Here is a 15,814-nt window from a genome sequence, read left to right on the forward strand (position 1 = left end):
CTTTCAGCCATCTGCTCTAAGGCATGAGGTCATCACGTGACCCAGCATGAGGTGTACATCCTCGACCTGCTCCATGGAGTTGTCAGGCACGATAACGCAGAGGTCAACGAGGTCCTTCATTTTCCCTCCGTCGAAGCCGGTGAGCCCAATAGTGATAGCGCCAACGGACTTTGCCAGCTTCAGTGCCTTGAGCACATTGGGTGACCTGCCGCTTCCACTAATGCCAATGACCACATCCCCTGGCTCAACCTGGGTTTGCAGTTGTTGAGAGAAGATATCCTCGTACGAGGTATCATTGGCCCAGGCAGAGATAAGAGGCACGTTGTCAGTCAGGGCGATGGCTCGCAGGCGGGGTTTATCTGGAGCGATAGTTCCCTTAGTTAGATCAACAGCGAGGTGAGAAGCAGTGGCAGCGCTGCCTCCATTACCGAAAAGGAAAACCTGTTTCTTCTGAGCGCGTGCACTCCTCAAAACCTGAACCATCTGTTCTATGGTCTCTAGAGGCAACTTGGTCAAAGTAGCGCGCATTTCGTCCAGATAAGCTTTTATGATTTGGCTGCTTCTAGTCATTGGAACCACCTCGCTTGTCATTTTGCTCTCCCTATAACCCCCCATTTGCCTCATGACCTTCGCGGCTTGAATGGAACTGTCCAATAGCCAGACACAAGAATACTTTTGGGAGTTCACTTTGTCAATTTTTATTGAGAGTCCTTCACAAAGCGAAGGATTCTCAGAAGGACGACGCGGCAATCCCTACATCGGTATTCGCGTAGCAATGACATTCGCCATATGACGGCAATCGTTTCTGGATTCCCTTTTGCACGGGAATGACAGATGAGCGAAGTTGTCATTGCGAGTCCTTCGCTCTGGGAAGTCCTTCCGCAGAAGGACGACGAAGCAATCCCGGGGTGGTGTGATGCGGCCAGGCGAATGTAGGGATTGCCGCGCCTTCTCCTAGCCCGGATTGGAGAATGGCTCGCAATGACATGATGCGGCGTGCATGGTCACTCCAGCCTGTAGGGACTCTGTCCGAAGTCCGAAACCGGAGATTAGTGGACAGACCTTTAGGTCTGTCCCTACTGGAGGGAGACCCTTCGGCTTCGCTCAGGGTGACATATTGCATAAAAGTCGGGGGGACAAACCGCACAAAAGTCAGGGTGACATATTGCCCACTGCGTCGGGTCATCCTTCTGCGGAAGGACGACAGCCACCAGGGTGTATTTGGAGCTCATAGTGCATAGTTCATAGCTCATGGGCATAGAGGGCAGCTCATGAATCAGAGAGATTGCATGGGGTACAACAAAGGCAGCCACTACTTGTAGATATCAAGATGCCATGGAAAGAGCTACTACAAGCGGCGGAAGGACGATTACCAAGAAGACAGGAATAAGACAGGCAGCAGCGGCCCTGGCAGGTGAGAGGCTGTAATTATGGCGCACGGCGATTATGCACAGTGTCAAAATCCAGAGAGAGAGAATGAAGCAACAAGTGAAGTAGACAGTCTGTCCAGTGGCTGAGCTAAGGAAGGCGCGCAGGAGAGCCAGTGGCCCAACGAACACTGCAGGAAAGGAAGCAAAGCCTACTCCACATAGTATTCCCAGGTAGCTGCCCTTGCCCCGGAAGAGGAGGGCGAGCATGTGGAAAAGCCCGGCCATCACGATCAGGACTGCCAGAAACATAAGGACCCAGATAGATACCACGGGGGCAAGCTGCAGGGTGCCTCTCCCTGACCCAAGTATGACCTCGACGAGTTGAGGAGGATTGGGGAGTAAATCAAAAGCAAATATTAGAGAAACGGATGTGGCTATGAGCAGTGCCCAATGCCAGGGTTTCTTCCTGGTCACGGTGGAAAATGCCTTTGATGGTGATACCAGAACCTGATAGAGAATGTCCAGTATTAGCGGTTGCATTAGTTGCTACCCACGATAACAAGCTTAAGCGGCGCAGAAAAATGCTTTGTTGTGGCCAATCTGTCGCCGGACGGGAGTGATCTGCGCTGCGCTTGCCTCTGGCGTCTCATTATGGGTTATATAATCTTCAAAGGCAAATGATGTGTAATGATGTGTGTTGAGCTATCCGTGTCAACTCATTTGACAGGCAGAAGAACCAGTGATAGAGTAAGTAATTAGCAGTCTCGGTAGGAGACTGCTAATTTGCAGGGGAAAGATGGATCGTTTGTTAGAAAGAAGGGCAACTATTCTCAGTATCGTTGTAGGGGAGTACATAGACTCTGGTACTCCGGTAGCTTCTGAGAGTATGGCACGGTGCTATTCTTTGAAGGTTAGTCCGGCGACCATACGCAACGACATGGCTTCTCTTGAAGAGGAAGGGTACATTCGCCGTCCCCATACGTCTGCCGGGGCTATACCTTCTGACAGGGGTTATCGTTACTACGTTGAATGCCTGATGAAGGAAGCGGAGATCAGCCGGAAGGATAGACGGGGTATACAAGAGTTCTTCTATCAGGCGGAGCAGGAACCCGACGAGTGGGCGCGATTGGCGGTATCAGTGCTTACCCAGAGGCTGAGGAGCATTGCTCTGGCCACCCCACCGCGGGCTTCAGGCTGCCACTTCAGACGTTTGGATCTCATAGCCCTTCAAGATTTGCTTATCATGCTGGTGCTGGTTCTACAGGAGGGGGGGATCAAACAGCGGCTCATTGCGGTGGAGAAAGTTATCTCTCAGGATGAACTCACTGCTGTGGCTAATAAGATGAATGAGGTTTATCAGGGACTGGATTATGCTGAGATCCGCGCCGAGGCGACTGATTTGTACCTGTCTCTGCTTGAGGAATCGATTACCGGGGTGATAGTGCACATGATGGAGGCAGAAAACAAAAGGCGACATGGGCAATTCTATATTGATGGATGGCGTTACCTGTTAGGTCAAGGGGAAATCACCAGGAGCAGGAGGCTGCTCGATCTGGTCGAGGCCCTGGAGGAGAGGAGCATCCTCAGCACCCTTATTGGTAATCTGGATCATGGGTCAGGAATCAAGATTATCATAGGCAATGAGAACGAAAACGAGGCTTTACGGGAGTGCAGTGTAATTTTGAGCAACTATGGGGCTTGTGGCAGGACGGGAACTATCGGGATCATCGGCCCCACGCGCATGTCCTACAGTCGAGCGATTCCTATGATAAACTATCTGTCTAATCTTATGAGTGATTTGCTAGTTGAGGTATACTCTTGAACCAAGAGGCTTACATGGAAGAGAATAGGCAGGAAGAAATCGTAGAGGTGGCAGCTGAGGGTAAAGAAGAGCTGAACAAGGCTCTGGAGGAAGAAAAGGCCAAGGCAGAAAAGTATCTGGGCAACTGGCAAAGAGCAGAAGCTGATTTCGATAATTACCGGAAACGGGTTGAGCAGGAGAAGAGTGACCTCGTCAGATTTGCCAATACATCGCTTATTCTTAACCTGTTGCCGGTGCTCGACGATATGGAACGTGCCTTCAGGTCGCTTCCCGACAAGCTGGCGCAGATGACGTGGACGGACGGCATTCGGCTTATTCATCGTAAGCTCCAGGCCACTTTGGAAGCGCAGGGAGTCTCTGAGATCAAGGCAGTAGTGGAGCCCTTCGATCCCGCTGTTCATGAGGCAGTGGCTCAGGGTGTAGGGGAGGAAGGGAAGATAGTTGAGGAGTTACAGAAAGGATACAAATTGCACGGTCGAGTAATTCGGCCCGCCTATGTGGTCGTTGGCAATGGTACACAGCAAAAAGAAAATGAGACGGACCAGCCTAATGGTTCCGGAGATTGAGGAGGACAAATATGGGTAGAGCAGTAGGGATAGACCTGGGAACGACGTTTAGTGAGATAGCGACGATGGAGGGAGGTCAGCCAAAGATCATTCCTTCCGTGGAGGGCAGCACCCTGTTCCCCTCAGTGGTAGCGATGGGAAACACGGGTGAACGCCTTGTGGGGCAACTGGCAAGGCGTCAGGCGATCGTCAACCCTGAGAATACTATCTACAGCATAAAGAGATTCATGGGTCGGAAATGGGGGGAGCCAGCGGGGCGAGAATTACCGGTGGAAGAGGATGCCCGGCGCAAGACATACAAGGTGACGAAGGGGCCAAACAACGAGGTTCGGGTGGTCATGGGAGGGAAGGAGTACAGGCCGGAGGAGATCTCGGCCGTGATTCTGCAGAAGCTTAAGGCTGATGCCGAGACATATCTTGGTGAGAAGGTAACTGATGCCGTAATCACTGTCCCGGCCTACTTCAACGATGCTCAGCGGCAGGCGACCAAAGACGCAGGGGCCATTGCCGGACTCAACGTGTTGCGAATAATCAACGAGCCGACGGCTGCTGCCTTGGCCTATGGACTGGATAAGAAGAAGGAACAGACTATCGCCGTATACGACCTTGGAGGCGGGACTTTTGACGTATCCATACTCGAGCTAGGTGAAGGGACATTCCAGGTGAAATCCACCGCCGGGGATACTCACCTGGGTGGTGATGATTTCGACCAGAGAATCATGGATTGGATTTGTGATGAATTCAAACGAGGGCAGGGGATAGATCTGCGCCAGGACCGGATTGCGCTGCAGCGAATCAGGGAAGCGGCTGAGAAGGCCAAGATAGAACTATCCACCATGCAGCAAACAGAGATAAGCCTCCCTTACGTCACTGCAGACGCAAGCGGTCCTAAACACCTCAGCATGAGTCTGACGAGAGCAAAGCTGGAACAACTGGTAATGGATTTGGCAGAAAAAACGTTAGAGCCCTGCCGGCAGGCACTAGCGGATTCTGGCAAGACAGCAGCACAGATTGATGAGGTGATACTGGTTGGTGGGCAAACGAGGATGCCGCTTGTTCAACAAAAAGTAAAGGGGTTGTTTGGTAAGGAACCTCATAAAGGGGTGAATGCAGATGAGGTGGTGGCTAGCGGAGCGGCCATTCAGTCCGGCGTACTCAAGGGTGAAGTGAGAGAGGTACTCCTTCTGGATGTTACGCCGCTGACCCTGGGTATCGAGACTCTGGGTGGCGTGGCCACACCCCTGATCCCGCGCAATACCACTATTCCCAGCAGCAAGAGCCAGGTCTTTTCCACTGCTGCTGACAACCAGCCCAGTGTAGAGGTCCATGTCATACAGGGCGAGCGCCCCATGGCGACTGACAATAAGACGCTGGGGAGGTTCATGCTCGATGGTATTCTTCCTGCACCGCGCGGCATGCCGCAGGTCGAAGTCACCTTTGACATTGATGCCAATGGCATCCTCAAGGTAAGTGCCAAAGATAAAGGTACCGGCAGAGAGCAGAAAATCACTATTACTGCCTCCAGCGGCCTCAACAAGGATGAAGTAGAGCGGATGAAGAAAGAGGCAGAGGTGCATGCTGCAGATGATCAGAAGAGGAAGGATGAGGTCGAAGCCCGCAACACTGCTGATACGTTGGTCTACACTGCTGAGAAGACGATGCGGGAGCATGGAGACAAGGTGCCGGCCGACGTGAAGCAGCAAGTCGAAGGCAAGATCGCCGCTGTCCGCTCAGCGATGCAGGGTCAGGACATAAGCTATCTTCGCCGCACCGTTCAGGAGCTTTCTGAGGTTCTGCAGCGGGTCGGCGCCAGTGTTTATCAGCAACCAGGAGCGCCGCCGCCAGGTGGTGAGGCCCCACCTCCACCAGGAGGCCAGGGTCCCGCCGGGGGCAAACCTGACGAGGGCAGTGTCGATGGTGAGTTCCGAGAGGTATAATATCCCACATCAGCCCTGATTTTTGGCTCCTTACGAACTTGCAGTCAGGGAACTGAAAGTCGTATCCTGTTGATGTTGTTCGGGGTGTAGCGCAGTCTGGTAGCGCACCTGAATGGGGTTCAGGTGGTCGTGCGTTCGAATCGCACCACCCCGACCATCTTCTGAGCGTCAGTTGGCACTATTTTGGCACCATTTGTTCTGGAACCTCCCTTTTCCAGGAAGTCGTCAAACCTCTGGGCTGCCTCTTTTTGCTGTGTTGGCAAAACATGGACATAGGTATCGAGTGTCGTCCTGACCGAGCTGTGACCTAGGAGCCTGGGTCACGAGTATTTGCCCAAAGCTAGGCTGGGCGCAAGCCAACGGTTGTTTTGTGTCTAACTTATCCGCGTTGTCCGAGTGGTGACCCACCCTCCTAGATTGCTGGCCTGGCCTCTCTATCACATAATGCCGGCACTCCAAGGCTTGTGCCGTATGAAGGCCCCCTTTGTATCCAAGCTGAGGTTGGCTGACTCTACCACATATCCAACCAGTGAGGTAGCATAGCCAATTTGACTTTGCCATAATCTTCGTGATATTGTCCCATTAGTTTTTCCACACGGTACACAATTCGGTCAGCCTTCTGTATATGATGCCCGAGCGGGGCAGGTCGGAATCGAATCGATAGGAGGTCTAGGCAATGGGAGGAGTCTTCTGGATCATCTACATCGCAGTGATCGTCTTCATGATAGCGTGTATGTGGACCGTCTTCGGGAAAGCCGGGAAACCCGGTTGGGGTTGCATCGTTCCGATATACAACATCATGCTTCTATGTGACATTGCCGGAAAATCACGCTGGTGGACATTGCTATGTTGCATTCCATTAGTCAACATTGTCGCCATCATAATTCTGAGCCTTGGTGTGGCCAAGAACTTCGGTAGGAGTGATGGATTTGGAGTGGGCCTCTGGCTTCTCGCCCCTATCTTCTATGGAATATTGGCGTTCGGGTCTTCTCAGTATTCTCGACTCCCTGGGAAACAGGTGTAGGTCACCACAGACTATAGACCGTGGATTAGGGCAAAAGACATAAGGCCTGTAGTCATTGAATCCGCTTGGCCCCGTGTCCACACTTAGGGGATTCGGCTTGGCCCGCGTTAAATTCCACCATCGCATTCCACCATCGCCTTGTAGAACTTCAAGCTGTCATCTGTATCCAAGCTGAGGTTGACAGCCACTGTTGGCTGGGTGGTATTATCCTAGTCGAGCCATTTCAACTGGTTATCATCAAGGGAGGATTCAAATGAAACGTCTTCTAGTTCTTACAGTACTCCTTCTAGGTATAGCAGTGGTTTTTGTAGGGTGTGGGGCTAAGAGCGATTCTGCTGCAGTGGAGGACACGATAAGAGGGTACATTTCTGCGTACAATTCTGGAGACTATGAGAAATGCGTGAGCTATTTCGATAACCTCAGTGAAGAGGAAAGAAGTGCCATGTTGTCTGAGCTAGAACAGAGCGGGGGATCGTCTGAGGAAATCACGATAGAGAGCATTGACAACATAACTGTCAGTGACTCAATAGCAACAGCCACTGTGAAGATGACCTGGGCAGGTGATACAGAGACGTCCGAAATAAGCCTGGTAAAGAAGGATGGGGAATGGAAACTCAGTACGGAAGATGTCGGGCCTGCCAATAACCTGCAGGCAGCCAATGCCGAGATATACAATGCCAAGACGGCAGTCGCTGCATGTATGGCCGAAGCTAATAAATGGACGCTCACGCTGCATGCTGCTTGGAATGGCACTGCAGGCAAGGTAACAGCTACGGCCGACGACTTGTCGACAATAGATGCGGCCAGCTTTCTAAACGATGCGTTCAGGGCTACTTACACGTTCGATGTGGATGGCAACCTTGTGAGCGCCACCCTCACCCCAGCTCCAGGCAATACGGCTTGGACTGGTATTAAGTGGGATCACAGTACCCTGAGTTGGGTGCAGGCCTAAATAGGAGTCACCTGAAGCCGGCAAAGAAGACCAACCAGAAGAGGAGGCAAAGATGTTCTGTCCGAAGTGTGGCAAGGAAACCCCAGAGAACCAAGCCTTTTGTTCTGGCTGTGGTGCTCCTCGTCAGGGACTTGGCACAACAAATACATCTGGCATGGGACCACTCGCACAGATCCCGCCCGAGATCAAAGGCTGGAACTGGGGAGCCTTCTTTCTGGGATGGATATGGGGGCTGGGCAACAGCGTTTGGATTGCACTAATTGAGTGGGTACCCTATGTGGGCTGGGTCATGGCGTTCGTGCTTGGAGCGAAAGGAAGCGAGTGGGCGTGGGCTGCGAAGAAATGGGACAGCGTTGAAGACTTCAAGAGAACCCAGAGAACGTGGGCACTGTGGGGGCTGGGCTGGTGGATCGCTGTGGCTGCAATACTTGTATTGATTATTGCGCTCGTTGTGCTGATATCAGACTGAACGGCAAGAGTCCCATCAACGCCTTGTAGAACTTCAGCCTATCCTCCCCTACCCCGTCAGCCCCAGATGGTCACATGGGGCGCCCCTTTGTATCCAAGGCGTGAAAACCTTGTGATTCAGCCACATCAGTCTGAGATTCTCTGGTGAAGTGCCGGTGGTAGCTTGATAGATAACTCCCTATCCTCCATGGGTGGCTGGGGCAGCACTGATGAGGGGCTGGCTGCCCTGGTCACCAAATGAGGCTGGTTATGATGGTAGAGGGGGGACGCTTGGTCAAGAGCGCGGCTCTACGGATCATGCCAGCCTCACCAATATGATACACTAGAAACCCAGTTGTGTCTCTGGCCGCTACCCCATCAGCCCCAGATGGTCACACGGGGCGTCTGTGAGATTCTGAGAGACTCCCAGATACCTCTCCGTGGTCTGGATGCTGGAATGCCCCAGACTCATCTGAATTTGATTGAGCCCCGCATTCCCTTTGTGCGCCAACTTGGCGAATGTCCGCCTGAGGTCGTGTGCCGCTATGCCCTTGGGAGCGTAGGTGGTGACCACATCAGCTATCGCCTGATCGGTCAGACTATCCCTCATTATCCTACCACCTTTGTTGATGGGGCGGAAGATACGGCCATTGTCTACGAGCACACCTACCTTGACCCCAGAAGCAGTCGATGTTAACATCATCTTTGGTTTGTTGAATAGGGAGGAGCATACAAGAGCGTGAATTGGAAAGAAGATTATAAACGGAAGCTGGTTTCCCCTGAAGATGCCGTTAAGGCAGTGAAGTCCGGAGACTACGTCGTCTTCGCCCAGCCGGAAACCCTGGCCCTGGGACTGGCGTTGATCAGCCGCGCCGATGAGCTGAAGGGAATAAGGATCATGGGCGGTGGCGGCAGCGACCTTCCTGTGTACGACCCTTCCTGGTATGAAGTCTATCCGGACTCCTTCCAACTGGAAACGTCCTACGTCCTGCCCCTGGTAAGGGCGCTCGTTGCCGAAAGGAAGTCGGATTTCACCGTCAGCGGGCTCTTCGGAGTACCCGATATCACCGAAAAGAAGCCCATGGACGTCTTCATGGTGCAGGTATCACCTCCGGATGAACATGGTTTCTGCAGCTTCGGCGCCTCGCTCTGGATGAAGAGGGAATGGGTAAAAATGGCCAAGGTGGTCATGGCCGAAGCGAATGAGAGGATGATCCGCACCTACGGCGATAACTTCGTCCACGTCTCTGAGATAGATTACATTGTGGAGCACACTCCCTCCGGAAAGGTCCCCGGCGGCACCGACATCCTGGGGAGGAGAACCTCCGGGCCAGGCGAGCTGGAGAAGACCATTGCCGGATACGTTGGCAGCATCATCAAGGATGGCGACTGTCTGGAGATCGGCGTGGGTGGCACTGCCGAATGGGTGGCTCAGCTCGGCGTCCTGGACAACAGGCATGATCTGGGCTGGCATTCGGAGAACACTGTCAGGGGGATCGCCACCCTGGTAATGAACGGCGTCATCAGTGGCAAACACAAGAACATTCATGCGGGAAAGGCAGTAGCCACCGCCGTCGGCGGCGGCACCAAAGAGGAAATGGATTTCATCAATGATAATCCCCTCTTTGAGGTCTATTCCTCGAACTATATTCTCAACCCGCTAGTGATTGCTTCCCACGATAATATGGTGGCCATCAACAGCGCCATTGCCCTGGACCTTACCGGCCAGATCGCGGCCGAATCCGTAGGGCCGGTGATGACCAGCGGTTCGGGAGGACAGCTTTCCTTCGCCATCGGAGCTTACCTCTCAAAGGGAGGACGCAGCGTCGTGGCTATTCCTTCGACTGCAAAGGATGGCGCCCTATCGCGCATCGTGCCTATGCTCGAACAGGGGACAGTGGTGAGTACCCCCCGCACCTTGGCTGACATCGTGATCACCGAATACGGCATCGCCCATCTCAAGGGCAAGACGCAGAGAGAGCGGGCCCTGGAGCTTATTTCTATCGCCCACCCCAATTTCCGGGCCGAGCTCAAGAAACAGGCAGAAAGGCTTTACTGGCCTTAAATGACCAGTGATCGCATTGTTGTCACCGGCATGGGGGTGGTGAGCCCCCTCGGCCTTGATGTCCCTTCACTCTGGGAAGCCCTCAAGGCCGGGAAGTCGGGCGTTGACCGCATTACCTTCTTTGATGCCGGGCCCTTTGAGACCCAGATCGCTGCCGAGGTAAAGGGATTCAATCCCACCGACCACCTGGAACACCGCGAGGCTCGCCGCATGGACCGCTACACCCAGTTTGCGGTGGTGGCCAGCCTTCAAGCGGTAGCCCAGGCCAAAATTGATCTTGCCAACAACCCCTCGGAAGCCGGAGACGTCGGCGTACTTATCGGCAGCGGCATCGGAGGGCTGACCACCCTCAGCGCCCAGATGGCTGTGCTGGCTGAGAAAGGACCTCAACGGGTGAGCCCCCTGCTGGTTCCCATGATGATCTCCGACGCTGCCTCGGGACAGGTATCCATAATGCTGGGCGCCAAAGGCCTGAATTTCTGCGCTACCTCTGCCTGCTCCAGCGGCGCCGACGCCGTCGGCGAAGCCTGCGAGGTTATCAAGCGCGGTGACGCGCGGGTGATGCTGGCCGGTGGTGCCGAAGCAGCCATCACTCCCATCGGTATTGCCGGCTTCAATTCCGCCGGCGCCCTTTCCAGGCGCAACGATGAGCCTCAGAAGGCTTCCCGCCCCTTCGACTCTGAGCGTGACGGCTTTGTCATGGGAGAAGGGGCAGCCGTGCTCGTCCTCGAAAGCCTGCCCCATGCCCTGAAGCACAACGCCAATATCCTGGCCGAGGTCGTAGCTTACGGAGCTACCTCCGATGCCTACCACATCACCAAGCCGTCAACAAAGGGAGAAGGCGGGGCCAAGGCGATGCAGGTCGCCCTGAAAAAGGCCGCGATGCAGCCCGCCGAGATCGAGTACATTAACGCGCATGGCACTTCCACTACATTGAACGACAGGTGCGAGACCATGGCCATCAAAACCGTCTTCGGCGACTACGCCTACCATGTCCCCATCAGCTCTACCAAATCCATGATGGGGCACCTCATCGGCGCAGCCGGCGCCATTGAGGCCATAATATGCGTCCTCGCTATTCAGCATGGAGTCATCCCACCCACGATTAACCTGACCCATCCCGATCCGGAGTGCGATCTTGATTACGTACCCAACACAGCCCGTCAGAAAAAGGTAAGGACAGCGCTGTCAAATTCCTTCGGCTTCGGAGGCCATAACTCCGTCCTTATCTTCAGAGAATATAGTGAAGGCAGATAGTTGAATCACCGCCGGTGGAAGATACTTCCGCCCCCTCCCGCCGCATGTCTGGCGGGAATGGGGGTGCCGCCTTTGGTGGCCCAACTCCTCTATAACCGTTCCCTCACAGAGCCCCAGCAGGCCGAAGCCTTCCTCAACATAGAAGATAGTCTTCAGGGCGACCCCTTCCTCCTCCCCGATATGGACAAGGCGGTAGCCAGGATATATCGTGCCCTGCTCTCAGGTGAGATCATTGCCGTCTACGGCGACTATGATGCCGATGGCGTCTGCGGCACCGCTACTCTCATTAAGGGACTTTCCCATCTCGGAGGGAAAGTCATCCCTTATCTCACACACCGTCTCCAGGACGGCTATGGGCTTAACCTGGACTCTCTGGAAGACCTGAGGAAACAGGGCGCTACCCTGGTGATCACCGTTGACTGCGGCATCAGCAATATCTCCGAGGTGGAACATGCCCAGAAGAGAGGCCTGGACATCATTGTCACAGACCACCACTCAATTACTCACGGCCTTCCACCGGCGTTAGCGGTGATCAATCCAAAGCGGACCGATCCCTCTTATCCCTTCTACCAGCTTGCCGGTGTTGGAGTGGCTTTCAAGCTCCTCCAGGCACTGTTCCAGGCACTGGGCAGGAAGGATCACCTCGATGAGCTGCTGGACCTGGTGGCCATCGGAACCGTGGCGGACATGGTGCCCCTCGTGGGGGAAAACCGCTATCTGGTGGAAAAGGGGCTGGATATACTGGGCCGGACCAGTTGCATCGGTCTTCAGGAGATGGCACATATCGCCGGACTGGAGTTGAGCGACCTGAACCCTGAGATCATCTCCTGGGCTATAACGCCCCGCCTCAATGCCCCGGGGAGAGTAGATCATGCCCTCATCAGCTACAGGCTGCTGGTGACCGATTCGCCCGATGAGGCCCGCTACCTGGCTGAGGAACTGGAGAGGAAGAATACCCAGCGCCAGAAGCTGACCGAAGAGTTTCTGTCCCGGGCCAGGGGGCAGCTACCCGCCGACGTTGCTGATTCCCCTCTCATCATGGTGGGAGGCAAGGACTATCCCTCGGGAATCGTGGGGCTCATAGCCGGCAGACTCTCGGATGAATTCTACCGCCCGGCATTCGTCTTCGAAATGGGGGACAATACCATAAGCGGCAGCGCCCGCAGCATCCCCGAGTTTGACGTTGTCAGCGCGCTACAGGAATGTCGCCATCTCCTGCTGCGGTTTGGCGGGCACCCCACGGCAGCAGGATTCGCCCTGCCCGCTGAGAATCTGGAATACTTCCAGCAATGCCTGCTCGATATGGCCACCCGCCAGTTATCCTCCGTAGACCTCCGGCCTTCTCTGACCGTCGAGGCTGATATACCGCTTTCCAGCATCCAGGGCAGAACCTTCAAACTTGTGGAAAGACTTGCCCCTTTTGGCCGCGGCAATCCTGTGCCTGCCTTACTCTCCCGGCGGGTAAGGGTACTGGACAGCTACACAGTAGGTGGTGGGAGCCAACACCTGAAAATGAAGGTCAGGGACGGAGAGATTACCTGGAAAGCCCTCGGCTTCGACCTGGGCCACCTCGCCGCCGAGGTGACCTCTGAAATTGATGTGGTCTACAACCTGGTGGTCGACCGCTGGAACGGAGAGGAGATGCTGGCGCTGAATATCCTGGATTTTGCCCCTGCCTGATAACGCCCGACTAAGTTCGGGTACTGGTTGATCGGTCACATCACTCTAACTGGATTCCTGCCTACGCAGGAATGACATATGGAAGGACCCACGGATTTTGGCCCCCCCGGGGGGATTGACAGGGGGGTATATAATATTCAGCGAACTGGAGAAAGAGGGTGTCGAGTATGCGGAATACACTCAGAAGACGGTTATGGCACGTATCGGGCGGATTATCTATCGCAGTGGCTGCCTGGTTTTTGCCAGAGACAGCCATGCTCATGTCTCTAGGGCTGGTGACCTTCCTTTTCCTGGGATTTGAGTTCACCAGGCTCAGGGTTCCGCTCATAAACAGGTGGTTTGTCTCGCGTTTCGGGCCGATATTGAGGGAGGAAGAGGCATCACGTGTCACTCCCTCCAGTTATGTGCTTATTTCGGCGCTGGTGGCATATCTGGCCTTCGGCAGGGAAATTGCAGTGCTTTCGGTGTGTTTCCTCGCTGTAGGTGATGTAGCGGCTGGTATTGTTGGCCGACACCTGGGCAGAACGAAACTCTTCGGCAAGGCGTTGGAAGGGGACTTGGCTTGCTTTGTCGCCTGCCTCGCAGCCGGATTTGTCCTCCACCATGCAGGTTTGGAGGTTGGACTGGTGGCCGTACTGGTAGGCTCCCTAGCTGCGACCGTTGGTCAGGCCATACGAAGCCCGGTGGATGACAATCTAACCTTGCCTCTGTTTGCCGGAATGGCCATGGCAGCTATGCCTCGCTAGCTGCGAAGTCAGTGGGAGAGGATTGCAGTGTTCCCAACATACTCTGTTCTACCATTTCTTTCACGATTCTCAAACTAGCCAACTGGTCTTCCATTGTGCCTTGATCTGTGCCGGACGCGAAGAACCCCGTGCCTTTGAGGAATCTATTGGCGAGTGAGAGACGTCTCTTGGCATGTTGCAGCCACGGCATGTAGTCAACCAGGTCTCTCGAAGGCACTTCCAAAGTAACATAGCCCTGTTTCTCAACCCCTGTGTGTTCCATGATCTGCTTGAGGTTATCTCGAAGACACTGCAGCTTGCTCTGAGGAATCTTCGACAATGGAGCATGAGCGTGTCGTATTGTGTGATCGACCTCCGGCGAATAATGGAGATGCAGGTTGACTATATCATCACCCATTTTGCCATCCCTTAGTTCATTCGACAGCCTGTCCCACTCCCCGTCCACGGTAAGGATATGGCCATAGTCCAGGGTGAGTTTGACCTCGTCCGTGAACCCCAGTGTTTCTTGCTTCCATTCATCAATTGTCTGGCAGAGCCACAGCCTGTCATTCGGACTGTTCTCGATGGTTGGAATGATCTTGCGATCGCGGCCGTACTCTTCGTACAGGCGCTTGTTGGTGACAGCGATGAATTCAATGCTCTCTCTCGACCTGGCAAGAGCCTTTTCCCTGTCCTCACCATCCCTGGCGATTCCAGCATGAAAAACGAGGACGGGATTGTCAGTCACAACCAGATTGGGGTCAGCATACATTATCCTGTATGCTACCTCAAGTTGACTTTCTATTGCCCTTTTCACTCTCGCCGATATTTCACTAAGGTTGAAGGTGTATCTGCCCAGCAGAGGACTCCTCTCGATGTGTGCATGGAACGAGGCGATAGGTTCTCCAATGAGGTCTATCATCTTGTCACTTATCTTCCATTCAAACGGATTACAGAACATGCGCGGGTCTGTCAGATGAAGTTCGATGGCATCGAAGAGATGAGGCCCGACCAGCTTGGTGTTCAGGGCAGTTTTTGCCAGGAACAGAAGAGAATCGTTGAAGCGCTTTTCGGCTCTCCTCAACAAGGTCACCGAATTGGCCAGCTTCTCGAACCCGGACCTCAACATGAGGTATGTGAAGCAGGTACCACTGAAGGTCGTTGCGTGGTGTGAAGAAATAGCATATCTCATTTCTTTTTCCATGTAAGGCAATACTAAGATTTTGCTATGGGCACACGGCCCACGGCAAACTTATTATCAATGATGAAGGGGGATGCTCACAGTATCACGGCAGGTCATTGTTGTCAACTTCCTATGTCATTCCCGCGAAAGCGTGAATCCAGTTCCCCATGAGCTACGAGCTATGAGCCATGAGCCATCCTTCTGCAGAAGGACGGCCTGCCCCTGTCTCTACCCTTCGAAAGCAAACCCTTTCTCAGAAAAGACCCCCAGGCAAGCACTGACCACATTGGGGTCATACAGGATACCGCTGTTGCATGAAATCTCTTCGAGTGCCTTGTCTATACCCAGTGGGGGACGGTAGGGCCGATGGGAGGTCATGGCCTCAACAACATCCGCCACGCCCAGTATTCGGGCCTCTATGAGGAGCTTGTCTTCCCGGATGCCCGAAGGATAGCCGGAGCCGTTCATCCTTTCGTGGTGCTGAACTACAATGTCGGCAATCGGCCAGGGGAATTCTACAGTCTTCAATATATCGTAACCAACCTGGCTGTGGACCTTGATCAACTGGAACTCGATATCGGTCAGGATGCCGGGCTTGCTGAGGATTTCTTGCGGCACAGAGATCTTGCCGATATCGTGAAGGAGCCCGGCTATGCGGATCGCCTGGGTCTGATCAGGGGTGAAGCCCATTTCCCGGGCTATGGCACAGCCAAGCTGGGCCACCCGCCTCTGGTGGCCGGCGGTATAGCGGTCCCTCGATTCCGACGTCAGTGCTATGGCCTGGAT

At 54.2% G+C, this 15,814-nt stretch carries 15 protein-coding genes and 1 tRNA gene; 11 read left to right on the forward strand and 5 right to left on the reverse strand.

Annotated features, from left to right (window positions below; translation table 11 throughout):
- Positions 1 to 3: 3 nt before the first annotated feature.
- On the reverse strand, positions 4 to 570 hold the full coding sequence (locus NTZ04_00665; GenBank protein MCX5990839.1) for an SIS domain-containing protein: 567 nt from the start codon (positions 568 to 570) through the stop codon (positions 4 to 6).
- Between the two features lie 755 nt (positions 571 to 1,325).
- Positions 1,326 to 1,910 carry a Yip1 family protein gene (locus NTZ04_00670; GenBank protein ID MCX5990840.1) on the reverse strand — a complete coding sequence of 195 codons (585 nt, stop codon included), beginning with the start codon at positions 1,908 to 1,910 and terminating at the stop codon, positions 1,326 to 1,328.
- 256 nt (positions 1,911 to 2,166) lie between these two features.
- Between NTZ04_00670 and hrcA the strand changes: the two genes are divergently transcribed.
- The 7 genes from hrcA to NTZ04_00705 all read left to right on the forward strand — a co-directional run bounded on the left by hrcA (position 2,167) and on the right by NTZ04_00705 (position 8,140).
- A complete protein-coding gene (gene hrcA / locus NTZ04_00675) occupies positions 2,167 to 3,192 on the forward strand; it encodes a heat-inducible transcriptional repressor HrcA (GenBank protein ID MCX5990841.1) in 1,026 nt (341 codons plus the stop codon).
- A 14-nt stretch (positions 3,193 to 3,206) separates the two neighbouring features.
- Positions 3,207 to 3,758: a nucleotide exchange factor GrpE gene (locus NTZ04_00680; protein ID MCX5990842.1), complete on the forward strand. Its 552-nt coding sequence runs from the start codon at positions 3,207 to 3,209 to the stop codon at positions 3,756 to 3,758.
- A gap of 11 nt (positions 3,759 to 3,769) precedes the next feature.
- Positions 3,770 to 5,695 carry a molecular chaperone DnaK gene (dnaK, locus tag NTZ04_00685; GenBank protein ID MCX5990843.1) on the forward strand — a complete coding sequence of 642 codons (1,926 nt, stop codon included), beginning with the start codon at positions 3,770 to 3,772 and terminating at the stop codon, positions 5,693 to 5,695.
- Positions 5,696 to 5,775: 80 nt separating this feature from the next.
- Positions 5,776 to 5,852, forward strand: a tRNA-Pro gene (locus NTZ04_00690).
- A gap of 519 nt (positions 5,853 to 6,371) precedes the next feature.
- Positions 6,372 to 6,719: a DUF5684 domain-containing protein gene (locus tag NTZ04_00695; protein MCX5990844.1), complete on the forward strand. Its 348-nt coding sequence runs from the start codon at positions 6,372 to 6,374 to the stop codon at positions 6,717 to 6,719.
- 253 nt (positions 6,720 to 6,972) lie between these two features.
- Positions 6,973 to 7,671, forward strand: a complete 699-nt coding sequence (locus tag NTZ04_00700; GenBank protein MCX5990845.1) for a nuclear transport factor 2 family protein — start codon at positions 6,973 to 6,975, stop codon at positions 7,669 to 7,671.
- Positions 7,672 to 7,723: 52 nt separating this feature from the next.
- Positions 7,724 to 8,140, forward strand: a complete 417-nt coding sequence (locus NTZ04_00705; GenBank protein ID MCX5990846.1) for a zinc ribbon domain-containing protein — start codon at positions 7,724 to 7,726, stop codon at positions 8,138 to 8,140.
- A gap of 348 nt (positions 8,141 to 8,488) precedes the next feature.
- On the opposite strand, the gene NTZ04_00710 is transcribed toward NTZ04_00705, so the two are convergent.
- Positions 8,489 to 8,728: a tyrosine-type recombinase/integrase gene (locus tag NTZ04_00710; GenBank protein ID MCX5990847.1), complete on the reverse strand. Its 240-nt coding sequence runs from the start codon at positions 8,726 to 8,728 to the stop codon at positions 8,489 to 8,491.
- A 129-nt stretch (positions 8,729 to 8,857) separates the two neighbouring features.
- On the opposite strand from NTZ04_00710, the gene NTZ04_00715 reads away from it, so the two are divergent.
- From NTZ04_00715 to NTZ04_00730, 4 genes are all read left to right on the forward strand, one after another.
- A complete protein-coding gene (locus NTZ04_00715; GenBank protein MCX5990848.1) occupies positions 8,858 to 10,183 on the forward strand; it encodes a 4-hydroxybutyrate CoA-transferase in 1,326 nt (441 codons plus the stop codon).
- On the forward strand, positions 10,184 to 11,440 hold the full coding sequence (gene fabF, locus NTZ04_00720; GenBank protein ID MCX5990849.1) for a beta-ketoacyl-ACP synthase II: 1,257 nt from the start codon (positions 10,184 to 10,186) through the stop codon (positions 11,438 to 11,440).
- Positions 11,441 to 11,503: 63 nt separating this feature from the next.
- Complete coding sequence (gene recJ / locus NTZ04_00725) at positions 11,504 to 13,120, forward strand: single-stranded-DNA-specific exonuclease RecJ (protein ID MCX5990850.1); 1,617 nt, start codon at positions 11,504 to 11,506, stop codon at positions 13,118 to 13,120.
- A 167-nt stretch (positions 13,121 to 13,287) separates the two neighbouring features.
- Positions 13,288 to 13,866, forward strand: coding sequence for a hypothetical protein (locus tag NTZ04_00730; GenBank protein ID MCX5990851.1), 579 nt, complete (start codon positions 13,288 to 13,290; stop codon positions 13,864 to 13,866).
- Here the strand turns inward: NTZ04_00730 and NTZ04_00735 are convergent.
- Positions 13,853 to 15,037 carry a hypothetical protein gene (locus NTZ04_00735; GenBank protein MCX5990852.1) on the reverse strand — a complete coding sequence of 395 codons (1,185 nt, stop codon included), beginning with the start codon at positions 15,035 to 15,037 and terminating at the stop codon, positions 13,853 to 13,855. The two genes, NTZ04_00730 and NTZ04_00735, sit on opposite strands and share 14 nt — an antisense overlap.
- Before the next feature lie 219 nt (positions 15,038 to 15,256).
- A partial coding sequence (locus tag NTZ04_00740) for an HD-GYP domain-containing protein (protein ID MCX5990853.1) occupies positions 15,257 to 15,814 on the reverse strand: 558 nt, incomplete at its 5' end.

The organism is Chloroflexota bacterium, from assembly GCA_026389585.1.
Taxonomy (GTDB): domain Bacteria; phylum Chloroflexota; class Dehalococcoidia; order UBA2247; family RBG-13-53-26; genus JAPLHP01.

Excerpts from the sequence above, each read along its gene's own strand:
- NTZ04_00665 (MCX5990839.1), bottom strand. The coding sequence starts at position 570 with ATGACTAGAAGCAGCCAAATCATAAAAGCTTATCTGGACGAAATGCGC.
- NTZ04_00695 (MCX5990844.1), top strand. The coding sequence starts at position 6,372 with ATGGGAGGAGTCTTCTGGATCATCTACATCGCAGTGATCGTCTTCATG.
- fabF (MCX5990849.1), top strand. The coding sequence starts at position 10,184 with ATGACCAGTGATCGCATTGTTGTCACCGGCATGGGGGTGGTGAGCCCC.
- NTZ04_00705 (MCX5990846.1), top strand. The coding sequence starts at position 7,724 with ATGTTCTGTCCGAAGTGTGGCAAGGAAACCCCAGAGAACCAAGCCTTT.
- NTZ04_00730 (MCX5990851.1), top strand. The coding sequence starts at position 13,288 with ATGCGGAATACACTCAGAAGACGGTTATGGCACGTATCGGGCGGATTA.
- hrcA (MCX5990841.1), top strand. The coding sequence starts at position 2,167 with ATGGATCGTTTGTTAGAAAGAAGGGCAACTATTCTCAGTATCGTTGTA.
- NTZ04_00735 (MCX5990852.1), bottom strand. The coding sequence starts at position 15,037 with ATGAGATATGCTATTTCTTCACACCACGCAACGACCTTCAGTGGTACC.
- NTZ04_00670 (MCX5990840.1), bottom strand. The coding sequence starts at position 1,910 with ATGCAACCGCTAATACTGGACATTCTCTATCAGGTTCTGGTATCACCA.
- NTZ04_00700 (MCX5990845.1), top strand. The coding sequence starts at position 6,973 with ATGAAACGTCTTCTAGTTCTTACAGTACTCCTTCTAGGTATAGCAGTG.
- dnaK (MCX5990843.1), top strand. The coding sequence starts at position 3,770 with ATGGGTAGAGCAGTAGGGATAGACCTGGGAACGACGTTTAGTGAGATA.
- NTZ04_00710 (MCX5990847.1), bottom strand. The coding sequence starts at position 8,728 with ATGAGGGATAGTCTGACCGATCAGGCGATAGCTGATGTGGTCACCACC.
- NTZ04_00680 (MCX5990842.1), top strand. The coding sequence starts at position 3,207 with ATGGAAGAGAATAGGCAGGAAGAAATCGTAGAGGTGGCAGCTGAGGGT.